This window comes from Mangrovihabitans endophyticus (assembly GCF_014646155.1).
In the GTDB taxonomy this organism is placed as follows: domain Bacteria; phylum Actinomycetota; class Actinomycetes; order Mycobacteriales; family Micromonosporaceae; genus Actinoplanes; species Actinoplanes endophyticus.
Window position 1 is genome coordinate 67276 of sequence record NZ_BMMX01000018.1, and the last position, 25429, is coordinate 92704.

At 71.0% G+C, this 25429-nt stretch carries 26 protein-coding genes; 14 read left to right on the plus strand and 12 right to left on the minus strand.

Annotation, left to right across the window (positions count from 1 at the left end; all coding sequences use genetic code 11):
• Nucleotides 1-9 precede the first annotated feature (9 nt).
• Nucleotides 10-993: an NAD(P)-dependent alcohol dehydrogenase gene (locus tag IEY73_RS19525; protein WP_189080686.1), complete on the plus strand. Its 984-nt coding sequence runs from the start codon at nucleotides 10-12 to the stop codon at nucleotides 991-993.
• Nucleotides 994-1058: 65 nt separating this feature from the next.
• On the opposite strand, the gene IEY73_RS19530 is transcribed toward IEY73_RS19525, so the two are convergent.
• Together IEY73_RS19530 and IEY73_RS19535 are read right to left on the minus strand one after the other, a co-directional pair.
• Complete coding sequence (locus tag IEY73_RS19530; RefSeq protein ID WP_229715973.1) at nucleotides 1059-1484, minus strand: glutaredoxin domain-containing protein; 426 nt, start codon at nucleotides 1482-1484, stop codon at nucleotides 1059-1061.
• Nucleotides 1485-1642: 158 nt separating this feature from the next.
• Entirely contained in the window at nucleotides 1643-2386 is a 744-nt protein-coding gene (locus IEY73_RS19535) for an SDR family oxidoreductase (RefSeq protein WP_189080687.1), read from the minus strand.
• Nucleotides 2387-2491: 105 nt separating this feature from the next.
• Between IEY73_RS19535 and IEY73_RS19540 the strand changes: the two genes are divergently transcribed.
• Both IEY73_RS19540 and IEY73_RS19545 read left to right on the plus strand, forming a co-directional pair.
• Nucleotides 2492-3316 (plus strand): helix-turn-helix domain-containing protein, encoded by an 825-nt coding sequence (locus IEY73_RS19540; RefSeq protein ID WP_189080688.1) that lies wholly within the window; start codon nucleotides 2492-2494, stop codon nucleotides 3314-3316.
• 73 nt (nucleotides 3317-3389) lie between these two features.
• Complete coding sequence (locus IEY73_RS19545) at nucleotides 3390-3851, plus strand: GNAT family N-acetyltransferase (RefSeq protein ID WP_189080689.1); 462 nt, start codon at nucleotides 3390-3392, stop codon at nucleotides 3849-3851.
• Here IEY73_RS19545 and IEY73_RS34560 read toward each other — a convergent pair.
• The 4 genes from IEY73_RS34560 to IEY73_RS19560 are packed head-to-tail and all read right to left on the minus strand — an operon-like array spanning nucleotide 3819 to nucleotide 6529.
• Nucleotides 3819-4121 carry a hypothetical protein gene (locus tag IEY73_RS34560; protein WP_505744145.1) on the minus strand — a complete coding sequence of 101 codons (303 nt, stop codon included), beginning with the start codon at nucleotides 4119-4121 and terminating at the stop codon, nucleotides 3819-3821. The genes IEY73_RS19545 and IEY73_RS34560 overlap by 33 nt on opposite strands.
• A 34-nt stretch (nucleotides 4122-4155) precedes the next feature.
• Nucleotides 4156-4929: a MerR family transcriptional regulator gene (locus tag IEY73_RS19550; protein WP_189080690.1), complete on the minus strand. Its 774-nt coding sequence runs from the start codon at nucleotides 4927-4929 to the stop codon at nucleotides 4156-4158.
• A gap of 45 nt (nucleotides 4930-4974) precedes the next feature.
• A complete protein-coding gene (locus tag IEY73_RS19555; protein ID WP_189080691.1) occupies nucleotides 4975-5736 on the minus strand; it encodes an ABC transporter permease in 762 nt (253 codons plus the stop codon).
• A gap of 7 nt (nucleotides 5737-5743) precedes the next feature.
• Nucleotides 5744-6529, minus strand: coding sequence for an ABC transporter ATP-binding protein (locus IEY73_RS19560; protein WP_229715974.1), 786 nt, complete (start codon nucleotides 6527-6529; stop codon nucleotides 5744-5746).
• Nucleotides 6530-6613: 84 nt separating this feature from the next.
• Here IEY73_RS19560 and IEY73_RS19565 point away from each other — a divergent pair, with 84 nt between their 5' ends.
• The 4 genes from IEY73_RS19565 to IEY73_RS19580 all read left to right on the plus strand — a co-directional run bounded on the left by IEY73_RS19565 (nucleotide 6614) and on the right by IEY73_RS19580 (nucleotide 10876).
• Nucleotides 6614-6994, plus strand: a complete 381-nt coding sequence (locus tag IEY73_RS19565) for a PPOX class F420-dependent oxidoreductase (protein WP_189080693.1) — start codon at nucleotides 6614-6616, stop codon at nucleotides 6992-6994.
• Nucleotides 6995-7131: 137 nt separating this feature from the next.
• Entirely contained in the window at nucleotides 7132-8043 is a 912-nt protein-coding gene (locus tag IEY73_RS19570; RefSeq protein ID WP_189080694.1) for a DMT family transporter, read from the plus strand.
• A gap of 32 nt (nucleotides 8044-8075) precedes the next feature.
• Nucleotides 8076-9101 (plus strand): S66 peptidase family protein, encoded by a 1026-nt coding sequence (locus IEY73_RS19575; RefSeq protein WP_189080695.1) that lies wholly within the window; start codon nucleotides 8076-8078, stop codon nucleotides 9099-9101.
• Nucleotides 9102-9286: 185 nt separating this feature from the next.
• Nucleotides 9287-10876, plus strand: a complete 1590-nt coding sequence (locus IEY73_RS19580) for an outer membrane protein assembly factor BamB family protein (protein ID WP_189080696.1) — start codon at nucleotides 9287-9289, stop codon at nucleotides 10874-10876.
• A 19-nt stretch (nucleotides 10877-10895) separates the two neighbouring features.
• Here IEY73_RS19580 and IEY73_RS19585 read toward each other — a convergent pair whose 3' ends face one another.
• A complete protein-coding gene (locus tag IEY73_RS19585; protein ID WP_189080697.1) occupies nucleotides 10896-11615 on the minus strand; it encodes a hypothetical protein in 720 nt (239 codons plus the stop codon).
• Between the two features lie 466 nt (nucleotides 11616-12081).
• On the opposite strand from IEY73_RS19585, the gene IEY73_RS19590 reads away from it, so the two are divergent.
• Nucleotides 12082-12873 carry an alpha/beta fold hydrolase gene (locus IEY73_RS19590; RefSeq protein ID WP_189080698.1) on the plus strand — a complete coding sequence of 264 codons (792 nt, stop codon included), beginning with the start codon at nucleotides 12082-12084 and terminating at the stop codon, nucleotides 12871-12873.
• 39 nt (nucleotides 12874-12912) lie between these two features.
• On the opposite strand, the gene IEY73_RS19595 is transcribed toward IEY73_RS19590, so the two are convergent.
• From IEY73_RS19595 to IEY73_RS19610, 4 genes are all read right to left on the minus strand, one after another.
• Nucleotides 12913-13473: a DUF6886 family protein gene (locus IEY73_RS19595; RefSeq protein ID WP_189080699.1), complete on the minus strand. Its 561-nt coding sequence runs from the start codon at nucleotides 13471-13473 to the stop codon at nucleotides 12913-12915.
• A gap of 2495 nt (nucleotides 13474-15968) precedes the next feature.
• Nucleotides 15969-16187 (minus strand): DivIVA domain-containing protein, encoded by a 219-nt coding sequence (locus IEY73_RS19600; RefSeq protein WP_189080700.1) that lies wholly within the window; start codon nucleotides 16185-16187, stop codon nucleotides 15969-15971.
• A gap of 156 nt (nucleotides 16188-16343) precedes the next feature.
• Nucleotides 16344-17288 (minus strand): hypothetical protein, encoded by a 945-nt coding sequence (locus tag IEY73_RS19605; protein WP_189080701.1) that lies wholly within the window; start codon nucleotides 17286-17288, stop codon nucleotides 16344-16346.
• Between the two features lie 6 nt (nucleotides 17289-17294).
• The gene (locus tag IEY73_RS19610; RefSeq protein WP_189080702.1) at nucleotides 17295-18128 is read right to left on the minus strand and encodes a class I SAM-dependent methyltransferase; all 834 of its coding nucleotides are present in this window, start codon (nucleotides 18126-18128) and stop codon (nucleotides 17295-17297) included.
• Between the two features lie 121 nt (nucleotides 18129-18249).
• Here IEY73_RS19610 and IEY73_RS19615 point away from each other — a divergent pair, with 121 nt between their 5' ends.
• The 4 genes from IEY73_RS19615 to IEY73_RS19630 all read left to right on the plus strand — a co-directional run bounded on the left by IEY73_RS19615 (nucleotide 18250) and on the right by IEY73_RS19630 (nucleotide 21526).
• Complete coding sequence (locus IEY73_RS19615) at nucleotides 18250-18837, plus strand: TetR/AcrR family transcriptional regulator (RefSeq protein ID WP_189080703.1); 588 nt, start codon at nucleotides 18250-18252, stop codon at nucleotides 18835-18837.
• Nucleotides 18838-18902: 65 nt separating this feature from the next.
• Nucleotides 18903-19541, plus strand: coding sequence for a transcriptional repressor LexA (lexA, locus tag IEY73_RS19620; RefSeq protein WP_229715975.1), 639 nt, complete (start codon nucleotides 18903-18905; stop codon nucleotides 19539-19541).
• Between the two features lie 64 nt (nucleotides 19542-19605).
• Nucleotides 19606-20268 carry a class I SAM-dependent methyltransferase gene (locus IEY73_RS19625; protein ID WP_189080705.1) on the plus strand — a complete coding sequence of 221 codons (663 nt, stop codon included), beginning with the start codon at nucleotides 19606-19608 and terminating at the stop codon, nucleotides 20266-20268.
• Nucleotides 20269-20332: 64 nt separating this feature from the next.
• A complete protein-coding gene (locus IEY73_RS19630; RefSeq protein ID WP_189080706.1) occupies nucleotides 20333-21526 on the plus strand; it encodes a GH12 family glycosyl hydrolase domain-containing protein in 1194 nt (397 codons plus the stop codon).
• Nucleotides 21527-21592: 66 nt separating this feature from the next.
• On the opposite strand, the gene IEY73_RS19635 is transcribed toward IEY73_RS19630, so the two are convergent.
• Nucleotides 21593-23041, minus strand: coding sequence for an FAD-dependent monooxygenase (locus IEY73_RS19635; protein ID WP_189080707.1), 1449 nt, complete (start codon nucleotides 23039-23041; stop codon nucleotides 21593-21595).
• Between the two features lie 51 nt (nucleotides 23042-23092).
• Here IEY73_RS19635 and IEY73_RS19640 point away from each other — a divergent pair, with 51 nt between their 5' ends.
• Nucleotides 23093-23665 (plus strand): TetR/AcrR family transcriptional regulator, encoded by a 573-nt coding sequence (locus IEY73_RS19640; RefSeq protein ID WP_189080708.1) that lies wholly within the window; start codon nucleotides 23093-23095, stop codon nucleotides 23663-23665.
• 239 nt (nucleotides 23666-23904) lie between these two features.
• Nucleotides 23905-25407 (plus strand): discoidin domain-containing protein, encoded by a 1503-nt coding sequence (locus tag IEY73_RS19645; protein WP_189080709.1) that lies wholly within the window; start codon nucleotides 23905-23907, stop codon nucleotides 25405-25407.
• The last annotated feature ends 22 nt before the right edge of the window (nucleotides 25408-25429 follow it).

The following is a 25429-nucleotide window of genomic DNA, read 5'->3' on the forward strand; positions in this document are numbered from 1 at the left end:
GACACACCGATGAAGGCCATCGTCTACGACCGTTACGGCGCGCCCGAGGTCCTGCGCTACACGGATGTGGAGCGCCCCACCGCCGGCGCCGGCGAGGTGCTCGTCCGGGTGCGGGCCGCGTCCCTCAACTTCGGCGACCGCGCCGCCATGCGTGGGGAGCCGGGCGCGATCCGGCTCGCCATGGGATTGCGACGGCCACGGACACGGGTCCTCGGCCGGGCCGTCGCCGGCACGGTGGAGGCGGTGGGGCCGGGCGTGACCCGCTTCCATCCCGGCGACGGCGTGTTCGGCGAGGTCAGCCAGAAGGGTTTCGCGGAGTTCGCGGTGGCGAAGGAGAAGCACCTCGCGGCCAAGCCGGCCGAGGTGTCGTTCGAGCGGGCGGCCACGCTGCCGGTCGCGGCCGGCACGGCATTGCAGGGCATCCGCCTCGGTCAGGTCGGCGCGGGCACGCGCCTGCTGGTCAACGGCGCGTCGGGCGGGGTGGGCACCTTCGCGGTGCAGTTGGGGAAGGCGGCCGGCGCGCACGTCACCGCGACCTGCAGCGGGCGCAACCGTGACCTGGTCCGCTCGATCGGCGCGGATCGCGTGGTCGACTACACGATCGACGACGTCACGCGGAGCGGGTCGATCTTCGACGTCGTGCTCGACCTGGCGGGAGACAAACCGCTGGCCGCGATGCGCCGCGTGCTCGCACCCCGGGGCAGGTACATCGCGTCCTTCGGCAGCGGCGGCAAGGTGCTGGGCCCGATGCCGCGGCTGCTCGGCCTGATGATGCTGGCGCCGTTCGTGTCGCACCGGTTGCGCCCGCTGGCCGCCACGCCCAAGGGCGCCGAGCTCGCCGAACTCGGCGCGATGGTCGCGGCCGGCACGCTCGATCCGGTCATCGAGCAGACCCGCCCGCTGAGCGAGACCGCCGACGCGATCCGCTTCGTCGAGGAGCATCACCCCCGCGGCAAGTTTGTGCTCACCGTCGACAGTGGCGCAGCGGGGTGAGGCCGCAGCACCGGGCGGTCGCCGCCGGCCCCGTTCTGCGGCGACCGCATGTCCCCGGTGCGTCGTCAACGACGCGCGCTGGCCAGCGTCTTGATCCGGGCAGGGTCCGGGTTGACCATCGCCTCGCCGTGGGCGATCACCGTGGGGACGGTTTCGTTGCCGTCCGCGACCGCGCGGACCGACGCCGCGCCCGCCGGATCGGCCCAGATGTCCACCCAGGTCAAGCGTTTGGCGTCGCGGCCCAGCACGGTGCGCAGGCGCAGGCAGTACGGGCAGCCGGGCCGCCAGTAGACGATCGGCCGGTCACCGGAGCGGGCCTCGGCGTCGGTGACCGAGCGGGGAAACGCTCGCGGCGAGAACAGCAGGGCCAGCACGCCGAAGAACACCGCAAGCACCACGTTCACGGCGGGCGTGTCGCCGGTCGCGGCCAGCACGGCGAACAGCACGGCCGCCACCAGCATGGCGGCCGCGATACCCCAGCGGCGCGTCACGGGTCCACCGTCATCGCGGGCGACCCGTCGCACCGCACCCGGGACGACCGCTCCCGCGCAAGCTCTGCCACCGTCATCGCCCACGATTATCACTCACAGACCCGCCACGGGTCACCCCGGAGCAGGGGTGCCGGGGACCGTTGGCCGGGTACGCCGGATCAGCGGCCGGGGAGGGCGGCCAGGGCCTTCGAGCGCTGCGCGACGAGTTCGGCGTATGTGCCGTCGCGCTCGGCCCAGCGGTGCATCAACACGCCTGGGACCAGGATCTCGTCCGGCGTGGGTTCCTCGGCCAGCAGGCCCGTCACCTCGTCCAGGTAGTCGGTCAGGTCCAGCGCGCGCGGGTTCGTGCTCTTGGCCTCGGGGACGGTGGCCACGGCGGGCGGCACCAGTTCGGCGACCTCGACGCCGGTGCCGGCAAGTTGGGCACGGAGGGCCTCCGAGTAGGCGTGCACGGCGGCCTTGGACGCGCCGTACGTGGGCATGATCGGGAACGGCAGGAAGCCGATGCCCGAGCTGACGGTGACGATCGTGCCGGCGCCGCGCCGGATCAGGTGCGGGGTGAACGCGTCGATCACCCGGATGGTGCCCAGCACGTTCGTCGCGATGGTGGACTCGGCGTCGGTGATGTGCGCCGGGTCGCGGAGGTCCTCGGTGAGCATGACGCCGGCCATCGTGACCACGACGTCCAGTTCCGGGTGCTCGGCCAGCACCCGGTCGCGGGCCTGGAGCACCGACTCGGGGTCGGTGACGTCGATCCCGACGCTGGCGAGGCCGTCGATCGGGCCGGTGCGGCGCCCGCCGACGATGACCGCGCTGCCGGCGGCGGCGAAGCGGCGGGCCAGGCCCAGCCCGATGCCGGAAGTGCCGCCGACGACGAAGACCGTGCGATTGGTGATGTCCATGCATGGCATGCTGCACCCCGGATCGCCGCGCGTGGGCAGGCTCTGCCGATCCAGGGTGTGGCAGGACCCCCTGTGCGGGCGCCGGTCTCGGCTACCGTGATCCGCATGGGCGGTGACGACGCGGCCAATCGGCTCGGGGTCTACCTGCAGGCCCGGCGAGGGCTGGTCACGCCGGAGCGGGCGGGCATCCCGGCCGGCGCGAACCGCCGGGTCAAGGGTCTGCGCCGCGAGGAGGTTGCGCTGCTGGCGGGCATCAGCCCGGACTACTACCTGCGGCTGGAGCGGGGCCGGGACCGCAACCCGTCGCCGCAGGTGCTCCAGGCGCTGGCCCGGGTGCTCGAGCTGGACGACGTCGAGCGCGAATACCTGTTCGGCCTGAGCACCGGCCGGGCGCCCGCCCGCCGGAGCCGCCGCCCGGAGCGGGTCCCCACCCGGTTGCACCACCTGCTCGCCGCGGTCGGCGTGCCGGCGTTCGTCGAGGGCCGCTCGTTCGATGTGCTCGCCTCCAACCCGCTGGCCGTCGCCCTGTCCCCACGGCTGCGACCGGGCGAGAACCGGCTGCGGTCGCTGCTGCTGGACCCCGAGGAGCGGGAGTTCCACCAGGATTGGGAGGCGTCCACCGCCGGGTTCGTGGCCGCCTTCCGCAAGTCCGTCGGCGACGCGACCGACGACGCCCGCATCGTCGAGCTGGTCGGCGAGTTGTCCCTGGCCAGCGAGCGCTTCCGGCGGCTCTGGGGCCGGCACGACGTACGCGAGCTGGAGGGTGGCTCGATCACCGTGAACCATCCGGTGGTCGGTCCGCTGCGACTGAACCGGGACAAGCTGCCGGCCGGGGAGGTGATCCTGGTGCTCTACTACCCGGACGAAGGCAGCGAGGGCGCCGAGAAGCTACGCATCCTGGCCTCGCTGGCCAGCGAGGCCACGGTTTGACCGCGCCAGACGCGCCGGTGGCTGCTACTCGGGCGGGTGCCGAGGTGACGGAATACCGAGGAGAGGGGGAATTGTGCGGGTTGCCCTGAGGCCGGCCAATGCCGCAGAGGCGGACACGCTGAGCCAACTGGCGCTCCGGTCCAAATCGCACTGGGGATACGACAAGCATTTCCTCGACGCCTGCCGAGCCGATTTGACGCTGTCGCCGGACGAGATCGTCGCCCGAAGAGCCGTGGTCGCCGAGATCGCCGGTCAGGTCGTGGGGTTTTACACGCTGGACGGCGAACCTCCGGAAGGAGAGATCGGCAACCTGTGGGTCGAGCCCACCCGGATGCGTCACGGAATCGGTCGGCTCCTGTGGCATCGGGCCGTGACGGCCGGCCGGGAAATCGGCTTCCGCAGTCTTCTCATCGACGCAGATCCGCACGCGGAAGGCTTCTATCTCGCCATGGGCGCGGTCCGTGTCGGCGACAGCCCGTCATCCGCCATGCCGGGACGTTTACTACCGCGGCTGCGGGCGGTCGTTTCCGCGTAGCGATTCCACTGTCGGACCCCTCCGGAGGAGAGGCCGCGGCGATGTCACCAGCCCGCCGTGCCCGGGCCGCCCGTGAACGGGCGACGATGTCCGCCGTGATCCAGCCGCCGTAGAAGTCACCGTCCTGCGGTCGCACCAATTCGCCGTCGACCCGGCATTCGTCGACCCGGCTCGGAGAGAAGGCGACGGCTCCGGCGATCTCCTCGTACGCGGGCCCGCGATCTGGTCGCGGGGCACGTAGTAGACCGGCGGGTGCGAGGTCTCCAGGATCCACCGGGAGCGGGCATCCGCGTGGCGCGGCGTGTCAGCCGGAGTGGCCGTCCAGCCGCTCCAGCTTCGTCCACCGGGCCCACCCGCGCTGGCGCATCAGGTCACGCAGCCGCTCCAGGCGCGGGTAGGACTCCGCGGCGAAGGCGTCCATGAGGTCGTACGGCAGGTCGTCGTCCTCTTCCTGTTCGGACAGGCCGGCGGTGTACGCCTCCTCGGAGAGCGCGGCCATGGTGTCGGCCACCCTCTCCAGCAGCGCATCGTTGTCGGCGTCGGCGTCGGCGAGCTCGGACAGCATCCGGTACAGCTCCACCACTCGCGGGTCGTTGAGCTGGGCGAACTTGTCCGGTATCCACTCGGCGATGCGATCGGGCCAGCGGGCGGCGATCAGGATCCACCCGTCCCGCTCGCCGTCCACCACACGCTGCGACACGCCGAGCTCACGGAGCCGGTCGAGGTAGTCGACCACCGGCGGCGGGAGCGCCAGACTGTCCCCGCCGGCGAGCTGTGCGACCTGCTTGCGACTGGCCTCCAGCCGTTCGATCTCGTCCCGCAGGTCGTCGTCGATCCGGCGGACGGCTTCGGCGAAGGCGGCCGGGTCGGCGTCGAGCATGTGGTTGACCCGCGACAGCGGAACGCCGGCGTTGGCCAGCACGCGGATCTTGATGAGGGACAGCACCGCGGTCGCGCCGTACGTGCGGTATCCGGACGCGTCGCGCTGCGGTTCGGGCAGCAGGCCGATCTGGTGATAGTGCCGCACCGCCCGCACCGTGACGCCGGCGTAGGCCGCCAGTTGACCGATTGTCAGCATGCTCACGATCCTGCCCTCGGCTCGTCCGCGCCGTACCGGACCGGCTCAGGAGATCTTGCGACGGTACGCGAAACCGGCCAGCACGTACGCCACGAGGAGCAGGCCCACGCACCAGGCAAGAGCGATCCAGATGTCGTTGCCGACCGGTTGCTGGGTGAACAGGTTCCGGATCGCGTTGACGATGGACGTGACCGGCTGGTGGTCGGCGAAGGCGCGTACCGGTCCGGGCATGGACGCGGTGGGTACGAACGCCGAACTGACGAACGGCAGGAAGATCAGCGGGTAGGAGAACGCCCCCGCGCCGTCCACCGACTTCGCGGTCAGGCCCGGGATGATCGCCAGCCAGGTCAGCGCCAGGGTCACCAGGATCAGGAGGCCCGCCACCGCGAGCCAGGCCAGCACCCCTGCGCCGGTGCGGAAACCCATGAGGAGGGCGACGAGCGTCACGAGCACGAGCGAGATCAGGTTGGCCACCAGCGAGGTCAGCACGTGCGCCCACAGCACGCCCGCGCGGGCGATCGGCATCGATTGGAAACGTTCGAAGATCCCGCCCTGCATGTCGAAGAACAGCCGGACCGCCGTGTACGCGATGCCGGACGCGATGGTGATGAGCAGGATGCCGGGAAGCATGTAGTTCACGTACGAGACCGCCCCGGTGTCGATCGCGCCACCGAACACGTAGACGAACATCAGCATGATGGCGATCGGCGTGATCGCGGTCGTGATGATGGTGTCCAGGCTGCGGGTGACGTGGCGCAGGGTGCGCCCGGTCAGCACCGCGGTGTCGGCGAACAAGTGCGTGCCCATGGCTTGTCTACTTCCCGTCCGAGCCGACGACCGCGAAGAAGACCTCTTCGAGGGTCGGCTGCTTTTCCACGTATTCCACCTTGGCGGGCGGCAACAGTTGTTTGAGCTCGGCCAGGGTGCCGTCGACGATGATCCGGCCCTGGTGCAGGATCGCGATCCGGTCGGCGAGTTGTTCCGCCTCCTCCAGGTATTGCGTGGTGAGCAGCACGGTTGTGCCGCCGCGGGCGAGTTCCCGGACCGCCTGCCACACCTCCACGCGCGCCTGCGGGTCCAGCCCGGTCGTCGGCTCGTCGAGGAAGACGACCGGCGGTTCACCGATGAGGCTCATCGCGATGTCCAGACGGCGGCGCATCCCGCCGGAGTACGTCGCGACCCGCCGTCCGGCCGCCTCGGTCAGCGAAAAGCGCCGCAGCAGGGCGTCCGCGATGGCGCCGGGCTTGCCGAGGTGACGCAGCCGGGCGACCAGGACGAGGTTCTCCCGGCCGCTGAGGATTTCGTCGACTGCCGCGAACTGACCGGTGAGGCTGATGGACTCGCGCACCTCGGCGGCCTGCGTCGCAACGTCGAACCCGTTGACGCGGGCGGTTCCGCCGTCCGCCTTGAGCAACGTGGCCAAAATCCGCACCATCGTGGTCTTGCCGGCGCCGTTCGACCCGAGCAGGGCGAACACGCTTCCCCGCGCCACGTCGAGATCGACGCCCCGCAGCACCGACACGTGTTTGAACGATTTCTGCAGCCCCCGCACCGTGACGGCGGGGCCCGGCTCCGGATCGGTCGCCCGAGGACTCGTCATGCCGGCAAGCATGGAGGGTTGACGCTACGTCAGGGTCAAGCCCCGCCGGCCGCACGGCCCGCGCATGCTGGCTACGCTGGCACAATGCCGTTGACCGAGGAGATCGTCCGCAGCCGGTACATCAGCCTGACCACCTATCGCAAGGACGGCACGCCGGTCGCCACGCCGGTCTGGCACGTGCCGCACGACGAGGAGCTGTGGATGGTGACCGAGGCGGCCTCCGGCAAGGTCAAGCGGATCCGGAACAATCCGCGGGTACGCCTGGCCCCGTGCTCCGCGCGTGGGACGGTCGCCACGGACGCGCCGAGCCTGACCGGGACCGCGCGGCTGCTGGACGACGACCGGACGGCCGAGGCACGGCGGATGCTGGCCCACCGGTACGTCATGTCTCGGGTGGGCAACGGGTTGGCGCGCCTGCTGCGACTGCGCCGCCCGCCGATGATCGGCATCATCGTGTCGTTCTGACCCCGCGGCGGGTGTAGCGAGCTCGGAGTCCCTCAAGCCCATGGCTGAACCTTTCACCGTGGCGAGGCCGGCTGACGCCGCCGCTGGTCGACGGCGCGAAACCGACGGGCTCGATGCTTGGTTGGCAAAGGTTCACCATGTCTGTGGTCCATGCCCGCATCGGCATGCTCGTCGCGGCCACCGCATGCTGGGGTGCGGGCACCGTGGTGAGCAAACACCTGCTCGGCTCCGTGGAGCCGCTCACCCTGCTGCCGGTCCAGTTGGCCGCGAGTTGTCTCTTCCTGCTAGCAGCGGTGTCCCTCGGCACGGCGAGAGTCGCCCGGCCGCGGCACGCGGCGTGGTTCGCCGCCCTCGGGATGCTCAATCCCGGCCTGGCCTATGCTCTCGGGCTCCTGGGCCTCACCTCCGTCACGGCGAGCATGTCGGTGCTCCTGTGGGCTGTCGAGCCGGTGTTGATCCTCGTCCTGGCCGCCGGCCTGTTGCGTGAACGGGTGCCGCTGGCGGTGGCCGCAGCGGTCGGATCCGCGGTCATCGGTGTCGTCTTCGTCGTGTACCGGCCCGGCGCGACCGGTGATGCCGCCGGTGTCGCGCTCACCCTGGCCGCGGTCGGGGCGTGCGCCCTCTACACCATCCTGACCAGGCGTTTATCGTTCGACGACGCCTCGTTGACGGTCGTCCTCGTCCAGCAGATCGCCGCGCTGGGATTCGCCGTCGTGCTGGCGACGGTCTGGCAGGCCGCCGGTGGCGTGGGGTGGTCGACCGCGTCGATGACTGCCGGCACCTGGTTCGGGGCCGCGGCCTCGGGAGTCCTCTACTACGGGGCGGCGTTCTGGTTCTACCTGGCCGGGCTCCGCGCGGGCCCGGCCTGGGCGGCGGGCGGGCTGCTGCCGTTGGTCCCGGTGTTCGGACTGGCCTTCGCCTCGCTCGCCGGCGAGCGGCTCGAACTGCGGCAATGGCTCGGTGCGGCGCTCGTGATCGCGGCCACCCTCGGCGTGTCGATGCGCCGTGGCCCGGGTCGGCGAGACGAACCGGCGCATCGATCGCCTTGACTGTGTCGGCGAGTCGCGGAAACGTGCGCGCCATGACGATCTCTCGCCGTACGTTCATCGCCGCGGCCGCTGCGGGGGCGGGTGCCGCCGCGTCCGACTCTCCGGCGCGGGCAGACGACCGATCCGAGGTCCGCGCGCCGGCGCTGCGGCCCGGCGACCGGGTCCGGGTGATCGCCCCGGCCGGGATCCCGGACGCCCGGCTCGCCCGCGGCATCGAGATCCTGGAGGGTTTCGGCCTGGCAGTCGAGCCTGGCGATCATCTGTACGACCGGTACGGCTACCTGGCCGGCACCGACGAGGCCCGGCTGGCCGACCTCAACGCGGCGTTCCGCGACCCCGGCGTGCGAGGTGTCTTCGCGGCCCGCGGCGGCTACGGCACCCAGCGCGTGGTGGACCGGCTCGACCTGGACGCGGTCCGCCGAGACCCGCGCGTGTTCGTCGGTTTCAGTGACCTGACCGTGCTGTGCGGCCGGTTGTGGACCGGCGCGCGGCTGGTCAGCTTCTACGGTCCGCTGATGAACTGGACCGACGCGCGCACCGGCCCGGCCGAGATCGAGTCACTGCGCACGGCGGTCATGACGACCGAACCGATCGTGCTGACCAGCGACCCGGCCGAGCCCAGCGCCGCGGTCGCCGCCCCCGGCGTGGCGAGCGGGCCGTTGCTCGGCGGCAACCTGAGCATGCTGCAGGCCGGCGTGGGCACGCCCGACCTGCCCGGCCTGCGCGGCGCGATCCTGCTGTTCGAGGACACCGACGAGGCCGCGTACAGCTACGACCGCATGCTGACGCAGATGATCCGTGCGGATGCGCTGCGCCACATCGCCGGGGTGGCGATCGGCCAGTTCACCAACGCCCCGGTCGTCAGCGGTCAGTGGACCGCGGCGCAGGCGGTGCAGGATCGGCTGGGTGGCCTGGGCGTGCCGATTCTGGGCGGCCTGCGCATCGGGCACGGCAACGGCCAGCTCACCGTCCCGCTCGGCGCCCGCGCGACCATCGACAGCACCGCCGGGACGCTGACCGTCGAGCCGGGCGTCCGGGAACCCGGACACGGCCCGTAGCCCGGTTCAGCCGGTCGCGCGTACGCCGGAAAGGTCGCGTAGCTTGCCGGCGCATCGTCGACCAGCTCTTCGCCTGGGAACCGGACGTGTAGGGTCGCCGCTGCCCACCGATACCGGGAGAGATAAGGATCTCTCCACCGTCCTATAGTGACCGCGACGACTGTCCCCGGACAGAAAGCGATCACATGAGCCGCTTCCCGTTGCGTCCGATCACCGTCCTCGTCGCCCTGCTCCCACTGATCGCCGGGCCCGCCATCCCGGCCGACGCGGGCGGCGCCGGCCACAGCGCCCGGCGCGGCGACTGGCCGACCTGGCAGGGCGACCTCGCCGGCTCTCGGCACAACCCGGCGGAACACATGATCACCGCCCGCACCGCCGGGCGGCTGAAACTGAAGTGGGCGTTCGCCTATCCGAAGTCCGACCTTCCGGTGAAGAGCCAGCCGGCGGTGGTCGGCGGGGGCATCTATCTCGGCGGCCCGGACGGCATGTTCTACGCCCTGGACGCCACCACCGGCGCGACGCGATGGACCTTCGCCTTGTCCAGCGTGGACCCGAAGGCGGGCGGCGCCTTCGTGCTGGACGGTCCGGCGGTCGCCCGCGGGAAGGTGTACTTCGGCGACAGCCGCGGCTATGTCTACGCCCTCGACCAGCGCACCGGCCGCCTGCGGTGGGCCCGCGACACCGAAGACCACCCGGCCGGGCTGCACACCAGTTCGCCGCTGTACTACCGCGGGAAGATCTACATCGGAGCATCCAGCGGGGAGAACAGCGGCGACGAGAATTCGCCGTGCTGCTCCTTCCGCGGGCACCTCGACGCGCTCGACGCCGACACCGGCGCCCTCACCTGGCGGTACTGGACCGTTCCGGAGCCCCAGCAGGTCGGCACCTGGCCGAGCGGCGCGCCCCGCTACGAGCCGTCCGGGGGCGGCGTCTGGAGCTCCCCGGTGATCGACCCGGCCACCGGCACCCTCTACGTCGGGACCGGGCAGAACTACACCGGCAGCGCCGGTGACTTCGACTCGCTGCTGGCCCTGGACGCCCGCACCGGCGCGGTGCGCTGGAAACAGCAGGTCACCGACGCGGACACCTGGCGCAGCCTGTGCAACGCTCCGGACGCCGAGGGCTACTGCCCCGGCCTGCACGACGGCACCGCCCTGGACTTCGACATCGGCGCCACGCCCAACGTGTTCCGGGTGCGCGGTCGCACCCTGGTCGGAGTCGGCCAGAAGAGCGGCGTCTACCACGTCTTCGACGCCGCCACCGGTACGGTCGTCTGGCGCCGCCAACTGTCCGTGCCGCTGCCCAACGGCGGCATCAGCGGCATCCAGTGGGGCACCAGTTACGACGGCCACCGGTTGTACGCGGCGACGTATTTCGCCAACCCGGGCACCCTGTTCGCGCTGAACCCGGCCGACGGGCGGGTGCTGTGGCAGACACCCGATCCGGCGGACGGCTGCACCACCGGCGGCGCCGCGGCCTTCCCCGAGGTGTGCACGCTCGCGCACACCCCCGCGGTGACGACCACCCCGGGCGTCGTCTACGAAGGCAGCAACGACGGCAAGATGCGCGCGTACTCGGCCCGCACCGGCGCGATCCTCTGGACGTACGACACGATCCGCGAGTTCGCCGGGGTGAACGGCCGGACCGGCTACGGCAGCGCCCTGTCGGGCAGCGGCGGGGCGGTGGTGGCGCACGGCATGCTGTACGTCCAGGCCGGCTACTACCCCTTCTATCCGAGCGAGTACGGCAATGTGCTGCTCGCCTTCGGCCTGTAGCCGCGGTCGTGCAGCACCGTCATCCGACCCGTTGGCGGATCTCGGGCAGCGTGCAACCGTATTCGTCGTCCGACTCGTCGGTGCAGAAGAAGGGGTAGTCCGGCGAACGCGGCGGCATGATGGTCACGGAGGTGGCCGATCCGGTACCCGGGAAGCGGAAGGTGTCGCTGTCCTCGTCGAGCCGCAGCGTGACGCTCTGCTGTTCGCTTCCGTACTGCAGGGTGGCCGCCAGCATCCCCCGGTATTCGTCGTCGCCGCCGATGAGATCGACGATCAGGACCCCGCCCTCGCCAGGAGCGAGGCTGAACGAGAAGGCGGAACCCGGTAACGCCTCATCCGTGTCACTTGGTCCGAACTCGACTCTCCCCCCGTCGGCGAGATCGATGGTGACCTCGACGATGTCGTCGCTTCCCGCGCTCGGGCAGGAGAACCAGATCACCGGCTCGGCGGGTCGATCGGTCAATGCCTCGACGCGCAGATCGGAGAGATGCAGGTTGACGCCCGTGGTTCCGGCGTTGCGTATCCGCACGAGATTGGACAGGCTCGCCGTGCGGTGACGCCTGAGCCACCGCATCATCTCGTCGTCACAGAATCCGTTGTTGTCGCTGCTCACCGGAAAGCCGGCGAGGTCGACGTCCGGCGGGAGTGCGAAAAGCCCCGTGTTGTCGCCGGGATAGAATTCGGCCGACTGACGAAAGTAGTCGATGCCTTCCGCCGCCGGCGGTGTCTCGTTCTGCACGCATGTGACGCTGTTTCCCGATCCCTGCGCGTTGCAGTCCCCCGTGGCCTGCTGCCCCCGCTCCGCCGGGACGTCACCGGATCCCGTTGACGAGCGGTGCGCCTCACCGGGGCCGGGCTGGTCCGGATGAGCCGGTACGGCAAACGTCAGCACCACCGTCAGGACCGCCGCGATGCCGGAGATCCCCAGCCACCATTTGTGCGTCAGCGCGAGGCCGGCGATCCGATGCAGTCGTCCATGAGCGGGACGTCGGCCGGTGCTCATAGTGATCCTCGGTGGACGGCTCAAACCGGACGTGTGCCCCGAGCAGACCGCGACCGCATCGTGGACGGCTCGGCATGACCGTCACACCGTAGGGCGACCTCGGGCGGCCGAGTCGCACACACCGTCCGTCTCGCTTCCCGAGCGTCACCGGCAGACGGCGGCGGGCATGTTCAGCCGCCGCGAGTGCCGTAGTCTCGCGATCATGCCCGCTTCCGTACTGTCGCGTCCCGGCGCGGACCTGAGCTACCACGAGACGGGTGCCGGGCCGTTGCTCGGCTACTCGCACGGCATCTTCTTCAGCTCCGCGACCGAGGACGCGATCGGCGTGTTTCCATGGTCCCAGCTCGCCGGCACGCGCCGCATCGTCCGGTACGACCAGCGGGCGCACGGCAGATCAACCGGACAACCGGATCCCGACGCGTACGTGTGGCCCAGCCTCGCCGGCGACCTGCTCGCCATGGCCAATCACGTCGGCGGCGCCGAACCCCTCGACTGGGCGGGCTCGTCCATGGGCACGGCCAGCCTGTTGTGGGCAGCCACGCAGCGGCCCGCGCGGTTCCGCCGGCTGGTTCTGATCATTCCCCCGACCGTACGGGAGACTCGCGTCGCCGCGGCCCAGACGTACCGGGCCGGGGCGGACATGGTCCAGCGGCGGGGCAAGGCCGCGTGGATGGCGGCGGTGCGCGCCTTTCCCCCGCCGGCCGTCTTCGCCGACCTGCCGACGTGGAGGTTCGACGCGGACGTTCCGGAGGAGCTGCTGCCGGCGCTGTTGCGGGGCGCGGCAGCGAGTGATCTGCCGGACGACGACGCCCTGCGGGCGATCACCCAGCCGGTGCTGATCCTGGCGTGGGAGACCGACCCGGTGCATCCCGTGTCCAGCGCACGGTTGCTCGCCGACACCTTGCCCGACGCCCGGCTGCACGTCTCGGACACCGTGGCGGACATCCGCGCCTGGCCGAACCGCATCGAAAGCTTCCTGGCCGAGGCGCTCTGATGGGCGGGCCGTCCCGCGGACCGATCTCGTCGGGGTGGCTCACCGCGGGTGCGAGGGCGCGGCGAGCCCGCCGCCGACGGCGTTGCGCAGCCGGATGCCGCTGAAGCCGAGGGTGCTCGCCGTCACCGCGCCCCAGAAGGGCCACAGGTCGGTCAGCACCCGCAACTGGATGCCCGCCTCGGCGTGCAACTCGAACAGATCGCCGACCGGCTCGGGCGGGCCGAGCGGCACCACCGGCACGGTCGCCACGCGGGCGTGCGCCACCGGGGCGCCGAACGGGCGGAACGGCTGCGCCGGGAGACGGTACGCGTACAGCCGTACCGTACGCATCGCGGCCAGCCAGCCGTATTCGATCGCGTGCACGCGCTCGCCGCAGCCGGCTCCGACGATGCGCTCGCGGTCGGCCGGCGTGGTGTCCGGCCGGGTCCAGGCCATCGCGCGGGGGCACTGCCGGGGGAACCAGTAGTCGGGAGCGCGGCCGTGGTCGACCGCCCAGACGAACGCTTGCGGCTGCCGAGCAGTCGCCGCAACATGCGGCACGAACCGCGTGATCGTCGGATCCTCGGAGAAATGCAGCACCTGTCCCGGCCCTGGACGCATGGTCTCGGGTATACCTCACGGCGGCCACCACCGCGACCGGATTTCGCCCCTCTCCCGCATTTCCGCGCGGTCGATCGCGATTCCGGGAACCCGTCGACGCGATCCTCGATCCCATCGACACTCTCCGCGCGGTCCGGCGCCGCCATTGACACTTTCCGCATACTCGCCCGGCCACTTCTTGGCACGACTGCCAACGCATTTCCGCATACTCACCCGGCCACTTCTTGAACGGCCGCCGGGAGCAATTCCGTGCGAGCCCGAACCGCCGTTTCGCACCGTAGCTGCCGGTTCCCCCGCCCGGTCCCCGACCGTTTCGCGTCGCCGTCGGTGCACTTCCATGCGCCCCCGGCGCTGTCCGCCCGCCGTCGGCACTTCCCCACGCGGCCGACACTTCCCACGCGGCCGACACTCCCCGCCAGCCGTCGATGCCCTCCGCGAGGTCATTGGCTCCCCGCCAAGTCGTTGACCCTATCCGCGAAGTCGTCGCCGCTCCTGCAGGTCACCGCCGCACCCGGCACGATCGTCACGCCCCGGCACGATCGTCGCCGCCCCCGCAACGTCGTCGCCGCACCCGGCACGATCGCCACCGCTCCCACAACGTCGTCGCCGCACCCGGCACGATCGTCGCCGCTCCCACAACGTCGTCGCCGCACCCGGCGCGATCGTCGCCGCTCTCCCTGCGTTTCCGACGCCTTCAGCTCGGTGATCGGCACTCCATCTCTGTGGCGAAAGCAACCCGTCTCCCCGCCCGGAGGCGACGCCCCGCAAGCGGTGCCGCTCTCGCGGGCGACGTACCGCTTTCCGCCCCGGCAGCTCCGTCCCTTGCGGCGTTTTGCGGTCCTCCGCCGACGACGTTGTCGTGCAAGCAGACCACCGCCGTCCTGCTGGCTCAACCCCGGCAACCACCGACCCGGCGGCTGGCGTGGAGGCCAGCAACCCGGCAACCGGCGACCGGGCGGCCAGCAACCCGGCGGCTGGCGTGGCGGCCAGCAACCCGGCGACCGGGCGACCAGCAACCCGGCAACCACCGACCCGGCCAGCGACCCGGCGACCAGCAACCCGGCGACCGGGCGGACACCGACCCGGCGACCAGCGACCCGGCGGCTGGTGTGGGAGCGGTCCCGTCCGGCTCGGGTGCCTGAGGTTCGCCGCTGTCCCGCTCCGCCGGCCTGGTCTCGTCAGGTTCGGAGCCGGACGAGACCTCGGCCACTTCGTACCCGCCGCAGCAGGCCCAGCAGACTCGTAGCCGGCCGCCTCAGGCCCAGCAGACTCGTACCCGGCCGCAGCAGGCCCAGCAGACTCCCGCCCGGCCACGTCGATCCTGGTCACCTCGAACCTGGCCTTCCCGGCCGCCACCACCGCAGGCTCGGCCACCGTTCGGGACCCGGCCACCTCAGACCTAGCTCGACCGGGTACCACCACCGCAGCCCCGGCCGCCCTCGACCCGACCGCGGCGGACACCGCCAGCACAGAACCGACCGGACCAGACGTAGCCGGACCAGACGTAGCCGGACCAGACAACGCCGACCCGGGCATGGCCGACCCGGGCATGGCCGACCCGGGAGCCACCGCCTCCGGCGTTGCCGGCGTGGCGGAGCAATCCGGCGGGTCATCCAACGCCGGACCGGCCGCCACGGTCCGCGTTGGCTCCGGCCGAAGAGCAGCGCCGGGCGGTGCCGACGACGGATCCGGCCCGGGCGAGCCGACCGCGGCCATCCTCGCGTTCCAGATTGCCATCAGCTCCGCGTCATCGGGCACATGACCGTACCGCCGACGCAACTTGCGGGCATGCCGCTGCGCCAGTCCCCATTCTCGATGCCGGGCATGCGCACGACGGAATTCCTCGGCCTCGGCAGAATAATTGCGGCGCTTCGTGCTATCACGCATCGTGGCCAGTTGGCCCGGGGTGAAAAGCTGTAGCTGCCGCATGCAGAAATTCTTCCACCCCACCATCCGGCCCCACCACCATGTATTCGTCACGCTATTTCCGTGGATGAAAACTCCGACAGGTATCCAAAAGACGACGAAGAATCCACAAAGAAGGCCGACCGAAGAACGGCCATTTTCCGGTACGATGCGAGACGCAGAAGACCACACGGCCGCCCTTTACCGGTAGCGAACGCCACGCATGATGGCGGCGCAGCCGATGTCCTGGTGCGGTGGTTGGAGCGAATAATCGACGCGATGGATGGTGGTCGGTTGGGGTGCCACGCCGGGAGCGTCACGCCGGGAGTCACGAGAGCAGCGAGGCTGCACGCGCCCCGGAACCGGCGCTCAGGACCGGCACTCAGGACCGGCACTCAGGACCGGCACTCAGGATAAGCACCGGGACGTGCTCATGGCCGACGACTCACGGCCGACCGAGGGGGACAGCCGCTCAGGAACGGCACCGGGACCGGCTCATGGCCGACGCCCAGGACCGGGTCTTTCCAGGCTTGTCGTGACGGCTTGAGCGCAGCAGCCATGCGGCGGGGACGATGTCCGACCAACGGTCCCTATGTCAGCTTCTGGAGGCGATCCCGCAGGGCTTGGTCCACTTGATACCGGGCGTAGCCGCGGAGGCGCTGCCTGAATTGCGCGTCCTGAATCGCTCGCCGTGCGGTCGACCTCAGGGTTTCACTGCCCGACGCCAGGGCGTCGTCTGCCTGCTGGAGCAGCGCGTCCACCTGGGCCATGTCGTAGCCCCGGAGTGCGATCATGAACGCTTCGGCCATGCGTCGGATCGTATCGATGCGCCGCGACGGGGCGGGGACGGCCAACGGAAGGCACCGCGACCGAGTGGGGACGGCGGAGACACCGCGGCCCGGCGGGGACGGCCAACGGAGACACCGCGACCGAGCCGGGGACGGCCAGCGGAAGCGCCGCGACGCTCAGACGGTCACCGAGCCGGGCGGGGCGCCTGCCGCCAGGTTCGGTCGCTCGTTGGGATGTTCCGCGTAATGCTTGATCGCTTGGTAGGCGGGCCCCGCGTTCGCCCCGAGCCAATACGCTCGGATGACCATGAAGGGCAGGAACTGGGCGTCGGGGCTCAGCGCTCCGGCATGCCGACGTTCGCGCGTCTGCGCCGCCTGAGCCGCCGGAGCCGCCTGCGCCGTCGGAGCCGCCGGAGCCGTCGGCGACGTCTTGACCGTGATCCAGGGCGTCCGGCCCTGGCGGGCCAGCACCCCCACCACGGCCTCCCACGGCACGAAGTGCTCGATCGCCAGCGAGCGGTGGTAGATGCCGGTCGGGGTCAGCACCACCACGCCGGGCGCCAAGCGCAGCACCACGGTCAGGTACCACGCGATCAGCAGCCCACATCCCGCGAACACGGCCGCCATCACCCAGGCCGCCGCGGTGCCGACCCGGGCCAACCCGATCATGAAGGCCGCGGCGAACACGACGCCGAATGCCAGGACCACGGTGAACCAGTAGTACGCCGAACGGGCGTACCGGAAAGCCATGCCGGCTTCCGGCTCGTCGATGAGCCCGGCGGACGGCACCCGCCGCCCAGCAGACGACGCCCCGGCAAAAACCGGCCCGGCGGACGGCGCGGACCAGCCGGCGGACGGCGCGGACCAGCCGGCGGACGGCGCGGACCAGCCGGCAGGCGGCGCCGGACGGCGCAGCGTGCTGAGGGCCAGGCCGGCGACGTGCCCGAACATCACCGTGGCCAGCAGGAGAACGATCGCCATCACGATGTCACCGGCGACCGCCGCGGCGACCGCGAGCACCGCGGTCAGCAGCGCGAGCAGGACGAACCCGACCACGGCGAGCACCCGGTCGGCGCTGCGGTGCGGCTGCGGCCACGCCGCGGGCGGCTCCTGGTCCGGCATCATCACCTACCTCGCTGGGTGCCCGTCCCGCTTCAGAGCGGTGAGGCCCCAAGTGACGTACGGCAATGTTAACGTGCCCTGCGGATCGCCCAGCGCCGCGCCGACCTCCGTGAGCACCTGCTGCGCCTGGCCGTCCGGCAGGGCGGTGAGCCCGCCCGAGGTTGCCATGATCTGCAGCAGTTCATCGTGGGTGCAGACGCGCGTCCAGTCGTACCGCCACACCTCGGCCGCGCCGAAACCGCCCGCCGCGCGGATCCCGTCCGCGGCCTTGTCGTAGAGCGCCCGGTACGCCTCCAGCATCGAGCCGCCGGACCGGTCGCCGGGGGTGAGCGGCGAGTCCGGGGCGACCCGCCGGCCCGCCGCGGCGAGGGCCCGCGCCGCGGCGGGTGGGAGCTGGTAGATGCTGCCGAACGGGGCCAGCACGCCGCCCGGCCGTAACACCCGCGCCGCCTTGGCCGCTCCCGCGACCGGGTCGATCCAGTGCCAGGCCGTTCCGCAGACGACCGCGTCGAACGTCCGTCCGGCCGGTTCCCACGTCTCGAAGGTGGCCACCTCCACCGGCAAGCCGGTGCCGCGCGCATGGTCGGCCATCCGCGGGTCGGGTTCGACGCCGAGCACCGTGGCGCCGACGGCGCGGAACTGGCGTCCCTCGATCCCGGTGCCACAGCCCACGTCGAGGAAGTCGCCGCCGGGGCTGGCCGCGACGATCCGCTTGATCATCGCCTCGGGGTAGGCGGGGCGGGCCCGGTCGTACTGGCGAGGGTCGGTCCCGAACGATTCCGCGATGTGCCGGTGCCGGTGCGGCTCCGGCCCGGAGCCGGCGGGCATTAGAGTGACCATGCGCCCACTCTAATGGGCACTCGCCCACTAGGACAACCACGAGCTCACCAGAACAACCACGAGCCCACTAGAACAACCAGGACAACCACGGGCCCACCAGGACAACCACGAGGAGGTCGGCTTGCCGACCGGTGTCGCGTTGCGAGACCCGCGCCAGCATCTGTTCGACGCCGCCGTGCGGGTGCTGATCCGGGCCGGGGCCACCGGGCTGACCAGCCGGGCCGTCACCGTCGAGGCGGGCGTCGCCAAGGGCGTCCTGCACCGGCACTTCGCCGACTTCGACGCCTTCCTCACCGAGCTCGTGCTGGACCGCATCGCCCGGGTCCACGCGCAGGCCGCCGACCTGCGGGACACCGCCGGGACCGGAGCCGTCGCGGACAACCTGACCCACGCCCTGGAGACCCTCTTCGAACCGGTGATGGTGGCCGTCGTGGTGCTCGTCATCGCGCGCGACGAGCTGCGTACGCGGCTGCGCGCCGCCGGCACCGCCCGGTTCCCGCTCGTGGGCGAGGGCACCGCCATGATCGCCGGGTATCTGAGCGCCGAGCGGGACCTCGGCCGGATCGCCGCCGGCGCCGACGTGGACACGCTCGCGCCCACCCTCATCGGCGCCACGCACCTGCTGTTCACCGGCGGGTCGGAGGAACCGCCGACGCGCGGCGCGGTCCACAAGGTCGTCGCCACGGTCCTGGCCGGCGTCCTGCGGTGAACCGGCACCCGGCCGCCCGGCGAGCCGTCGCCCCGCCGACCAGGTGATCCGGCAGAATGCGGCGGGTGCATGAGGATCTCGACACGTCGGTACTGAACGATCGCCAGCGTCGGATTCTCACCGTCATACAGAAGTGGGCGCTGCGGTACGGGTATTCGCCGTCCACCCGGGAGATCGCCGACGCGCTGCGGCTGGCCTCCACCTCCACCGTCAGCCGGCATCTGCGGCACCTGGAGGACCTCGGTTTCCTGCGCCGCGGCCGGGCCACCCGCCCCATCGACGTACGGATGTTCCTGGCGCCGGCCGGGCCGGAACGCGACGCCGAGCCGGACACCATCGGCGTTCCGGTGCTCGGCGAGATCGCCGCCGGCACGCCGATCCCGGCGCACGAGGCCACCGACGAGGTGCTCGCCCTCCCCCGCGACCTGGTCGGCAGGGGCACGCTGTTCGGGCTGCGGGTGCGCGGCGACTCCATGGTCGACGCGGCCATCTGCGACGGCGACATCGTCGTGGTCAAGCAGCAGCCGGAGGCCTACAACGGCGACATCGTGGCCGCGATGATCGACGACGAGGCCACCGTCAAGGTCTTCCGCCGCCGCGGCGGGCACGTGATCCTGGAACCTCGCAACCCGGCCTACGCCGACATCGACGGCGACCACGCGGTCATCCTCGGCAAGGTGGTGTCGGTGCTGCGCCGCACCTGATGCCACACTGTCCGCTGCGGACGTTCGCCACGACTCTTCCGGACGTTCCCGCGGGAGGAGAGACATGGCGGCACCGAACGCTGACGACCAGGTGCTGGCCGGGCAGGCGGCCTACAACCGGTTCGTCCTCGAGCTGTACGACACCGTCGTGCTGCGCCTGTCCTGCCGGCTGATCTGGCGCTGCCCCAAGCGTCTGATGCTGGACAACTATCAGCGCAACGTCGGCGCGCGGCACCTCGAACTGGGTGTCGGCACCGCGTACTTCCCGCACGTGTGCGCCTTTCCCGCCCCGCCGGACATCACCCTGGTGGATCTCAACCCGACGGTGCTGCGGGTGGGCGCGCGGCGGCTGGCCCGGTACCGGCCCACGGAGATACGCGCCGACGTCCTCCAGCGGCTGCCGGTCGAATCCGGCTCGTACGATTCGGTCGCGATGAACTTCCTCCTGCACTGCGTGCCCGGCGGCTGGCCGGACAAGGGCGCGGTGTTCCGCAACGCCGCCGACGCGCTGCGGCCCGGCGGCCGGGTCTTCGGCAGCACCATCCTGTCCGGCGGTGTGCCGGTGACCGCGGCGGCCCGCCACCTGATGGGGGTCTACAACTCCCGCGGCATCTTCCACAACACCGCCGACGACCTGGACGGGCTGCGCGCGCAGTTGGCCGGCAGCTTCCCGCAGCACCAGATCACCACGCGGGGGAACGTCGCCCTGTTCGAGGCCACCCGATAGCGACGCCGGTGGATGGGTTGCGCAAGGTGTAGGCGGCTCAGCGCCTCGCGCCTAGCCTCCGCACATGTCCTCACATCTTCGTTCCCTGCTCCGCGTCCTCGCGGTCACCGCCGCGAGCGTCGCGGTCGGCGTGGTGGCCGCCCCCAGCGCCCACGCCGACACCGCCATCTGCGACAAGTACGGTTCCGCGCCCCTCCAGGGTGGTAAGTACATCGTGCAGAACAACAACTGGGGTGACGACACCACCCAGTGCATCAACGTGACCGGCAGCGGCTTCCAGCTCACCCGCTCCGACCACAACAAGCCGACCAACGGCGCGCCCGGCTCGTACCCGTCGGTCTTCGCGGGCTGCCACTACAGTCTCTGCTCCAGCGGCAGCGGCCTGCCGATGCCGGTGTCCAGCCCGGCCTTCCAGAACGTCACCACCAGCGTCGCGATGAGCTTCGCGGGCGGGCAGTGGGACGCCGCGTACGACATCTGGTTCGACCCGACCGCGCGCACCGACGGGCAGAACACCGGCGCCGAGCTGATGGTCTGGCTGAACCATGCCGGCGCGCCGCAGCCGGTCGGCAGCCGGGTCGCCACCATCAACCTGGCGGGCGGCACCTGGGACGTGTGGTTCGGCAACATCGGGTGGAACGTCGTCTCGTACGTGCGGACGGCCGGCACCGGCTCGATCAGCTTCGCCGTGCGCGACTTCTACAACGACATGCTGCGCCGCGGATACGCCCAGAACTCGTGGTATCTGACGAGCGTGCAGGCGGGATTCGAGCCGTGGCAGGGCGGCGCCGGGCTGGCCGTGAACACCTTCACCTACAGCACCTCCGGCGGCGGCGGCGGTGGCGGTGGCGGTGGCGGAACGGCGCAGGCCATCGTCGGCCAGGGTTCCGGCCGCTGCGTGGACGTCGACGCGCAGGGCACCGCAGACGGCACCAAGGTGCAACTTTGGGACTGCAACGGCTCGGGCGCCCAGAAGTGGGTGCGCACCGGCAACACGTTCGTCAACCCGCAGTCGGGCAAGTGCCTCGACGTGCGCGGGCAGGGCACCGTCAACGGCACCCAGGTCTGGCTGTGGAGCTGCCTGGGCAACCCGGCCCAGCAGTGGACCGTCAACGGCAACGGCACGATCATGAATCCGAACTCCGGCAAGTGCCTGGACGCCACCGGTCGCGGCACCGCCAACGGCACCGTGCTGCAGATCTGGGACTGCTTCGGCGGCGGGGGCACCCAGCCGAACCAGGTGTGGTCGCTGCGCTAGGGCGCGGCCTTCCGCAAGGGGGTCCCTGGGGAACCGCCGACGCCCCGGCATCACCCCAGGGACTCGTCACTGCTTGTAACGTTCCGCGGAGTGGTTTGCTGTCGCGGACCGGTCGGCTCCCTCGCGGCCGTTTCGCGTCGTTTCGGCGATGTAGCCGTCCGGCCGCACCAGGACGCTCGTTCCCGGGGTGGCGTCGTACGCCGCGTACGCGTGGCCCTCGGCATCCACCAGGTGTTCCTTGCCCACCGCCGCCTCGCCCGCGGGGAGCACCGCGTAGGAGTGGTCCGTCCCCGGCGACGCGGCGCCGAACGTCAGCCTGGTGAAGTGGGTGCCGCGGAACAGGTCGAACAGGCGGATCCGGTTGCCGTTCGCGTCCGTCACCGGGGAGTCCGGGGCCCGGTCCCCCGGCGCGATGCGGCCGTGCGCGCCGGCGTCGCGGTACGTGACCGTCAGCCCCGTGTGCTCCTCGCCTCGTACGTGGGCGTCCGCCCGGCCGTCCCGGTAACGGTCCAGCAGTTCACTGCTCACGCCCAGCACACGTGCCGCCTCCGCACGGCGCTCGCTCTGGTAGGTGTCCAGCTCCGTCTCCGCGGCGAGTTTCCACCCCAGGTTGTAGGCGTCCTGGATGCCGGTGTTCATGCCCTGCCCACCGGTCGGCGGGTGGACGTGCGCCGCGTCCCCGGCCAGGAAGACGCGGCCCACCCGGTAACGCTCGGCCAGCCGCGCGTTCGGCCGCCACACCGTCGACCAGGGACAGCCGGTCAGACGTACGCCGGAGGCGAACCGGTCGAGCGTGGCCTGCATGGTCTGCAGCGAGGCGTCGTCGCCGTCGCCGAGGGGCGTATTGAACTGAAACAGTCCGGTGCCCGGCACCGGCGTCATCGCCACGCCGATCATGGGGTTGTCCCGGCCGGCGAACCAGTGTCCGGCCGACGGGTCCAGATCCGGCGCGACGACGTCGCCGATCAGCGAGCGGAACGTCTCGTCGGTGGTTCCGGGGAAGGCCACGCCGATCGCCTTGCGGACGAAGCTGGCGCCGCCGTCGGCGCCCACGGCGTACGCGAATCGCGCCTGTTCCCCGGTCGCGAACCGCGCGGTCACCGTCTCGGCGTCGAGCATCAGGCCGGTCAGCTCGGTGCCGAGCTCGACCCGTACGCCGAGGTCGTGCAGCCGCCGCCGCAGGATCGCTTCGAGCTGGGACTGGCCGAGCATCCACGGGTTCGGGTAGGGCACGTCCGGCGTCGGCGGGCGCGGCGCGAACATCCGGCGTTCCTGCACGAACTTGCCGTCCAGGTGGACCCGGAACGGCAACTGTTCCGAGCCCGCGGCCCGTACCTCGGCAAGGACCCCGAGGTCGTCGAAGACCTCCAGGGTGCGCGGCTGGATCGAGTCGGCGCGGGAGCCGGCGAAGAACCGGGTCGCCTTGTCCACAACGCGGACGTCGACGCCGCGGCGCCGCAGGTCGACGGCGAGGGTCAGCCCGGTCGGGCCGGCGCCCACGATGAGCACTCGCATGACTGAACCGCCTTTCACTGAATTTGGTTTCAGTGAACTTATACTGTGGTCATGCAACGCGCGCAACAGGCGGAGGCCACCCGCACCGCCCTCATCGAGGCTGCCAAGCGGCTGTTCGCCGTCCGCGGCTACCTCAACACCAAGATCAACGACATCACGGCGGAAGCCGGCCGTTCGGCGGGCTCGTTCTACAGCCATTTCGCCAGCAAGGAGGAGCTGCTGGAGGCGCTGCTGCAGGAGCTGGCCGGCACCGGCGACGAGCTGTCCCGCGACGGCGAGCACCAGTCGGACTTCAGCCAGGAGCAGGCGATCCGCTACCACGTGGCGGCGTATTGGCGAGTCCACCGGGAGCATCGCGCGACCATGCTGGCGCTCAGCCAGGCTGCCCTGGTCAACGAGGAATTCGCCGGCACGCTGAGACGCTTCCGCCGCGCCCAGTTCGACGACCTGATCGACCACCTGTCGAACATCTCGAACCTGCCGGCCTCGCCCGCGGTGACGTTGACGATGATGGCCGCCATGCTGGAGTGCGTGCCCCACCTGTGGCCGGAGGTCCCCGAGGACGAGGCCATCGAGGCCACGACCCGCTTCATCTACCGGGCACTGAACGGCCGCGACTACTGAGCTGAGGATCGCCGCATGACGTACGTCTGGTCCGGTGTCACGATCGACTGCCTCGATCCGGAGTTCTGCCTCGTCGAATACTACGACTGAGCGGGCATCTCCGGTCGCGACGCAGGGTTCCGGGGAAATACACGGAGCGCATCGTGGCGTACGAAAGGGCATCCGATCGTTCCCCTGTGACGTTGAAGTTAAATGGTGCTTAATGGAGTGTCCGGATATCGTGCCGTTACCGTTTCGACATGCACCGACAGCAATCGAGGAATCGTCTCCGCAAACCGCTTCTGCTGTCCGCCGCCGGGCTCCTGCTGACCGGTGGGCTGGCGGCTGGATTACGGACCGCGTACGCGGACAGCGAGGTGAACATCGCCCGCGGGCACACCGCCACCGGATCCGCGCCGTGCCGTCCGGAGGAGAGCGCCGGCAAGGCAGTCAACGGCAGCAGCGACGGCGGGCTCGCGGACAAGTGGTGTTCGGCCGCCCGTGATCCGTTCCTGCAGGTGGATCTCGGCGCCGCGGTGGCCATCGACAAGCTGATCGTGCGCCACGCCGGGGCGGGCGGCGAGCCCGGTGCCTGGAACACCCGCGACTTCACGCTGGCGATCAGCACCGACGGGACGACCTTCACCGACGTGTCCACGGCCACCGGCAACACCGCCGACGTCACCGTCCACCCGATCAGCCCGGTGTCCGCGCGGTATGTGCGGCTGCGGGTCACCGCGCCCACCACGGCCGGCGGCGGCGCCGTGCGCATCTACGAGTTGGAGGCGTACGCCGCGGGCGACACCCCCGCCCCGCCCGCCTCCGAGCCCACCACGTCGGCGCCCACCACGTCGGCGCCAGCCGCATGCCACTCCGACGCCCCGGCGACCATCACCGATTACATCTCCGACCACACCGAGAAGATGAACCGGACCGTCTGCAACGCCGACGTCGCGGTCTATTTCGACGACGATCTGACGGCGCTGCCCGCGGCGCGCACGGCGTGGATCGCGCCGTTCGCGACCGACATCTGGCAGTACATGAAATCGGCGTACGGCAATTGTGCGGCCGATCGCGAACTGCCCGCGCCGATCGGTCCCGGCTGCACGCAATTCGGTGCCCCGAAGCCGGCGCTGTTCTTCCTGCACGAGGGCAAGCACGGCGGCGGCACGGTGAACACCCGGTTCGACGCCAACTCCGGATTCCGGACCACCGTGGACGTCGGCAACACCGGCTGGAACGAGAGCGACGCGGTGCTGCACGACGTGCTCGTCCACGAGGCCTGCCACCAGGTGGAGGGCGCCAGCCAGGGAACCCAGGAGTCGCCGGCCTTCCCGGTGTGGGGCGATTCGAAATGGGCCGAGTTCTGCGTGCACGACTTCTACGCGAACACCGGCCGCGACGCCGACGCCGCGCGCACCGAGCAGGCGTTCCTGGCGGGCCGGGACAGCCTGCCGCCGGGCGCGAACAACACCGCCTTCTTCCGCGACTGGTTCCTGCCGCTGTGGCACGACGGTGGCGACAACGCGCAGGTGATGCAGCGTTTCTTCGGGTTGCTGGCGCAGCACTTCCCGACCCGTCAGACCAACGACGGCCGCAACCTGATCTACACCCGGCGGATGAACACCGGCGAGTTCGTGCTGTTCAGCAGCGCGGCGGCGGGCAAGGATCTGAGCGCGCGGGCGGCGCAGGCGTTCAACTCGGGCTGGTCGCAGGCGGAGTTCACGCAGGCGCAACGCGACTTCCCGGACGTCACCTTCTAAGCGTCCTCCACACCGGCGGTGG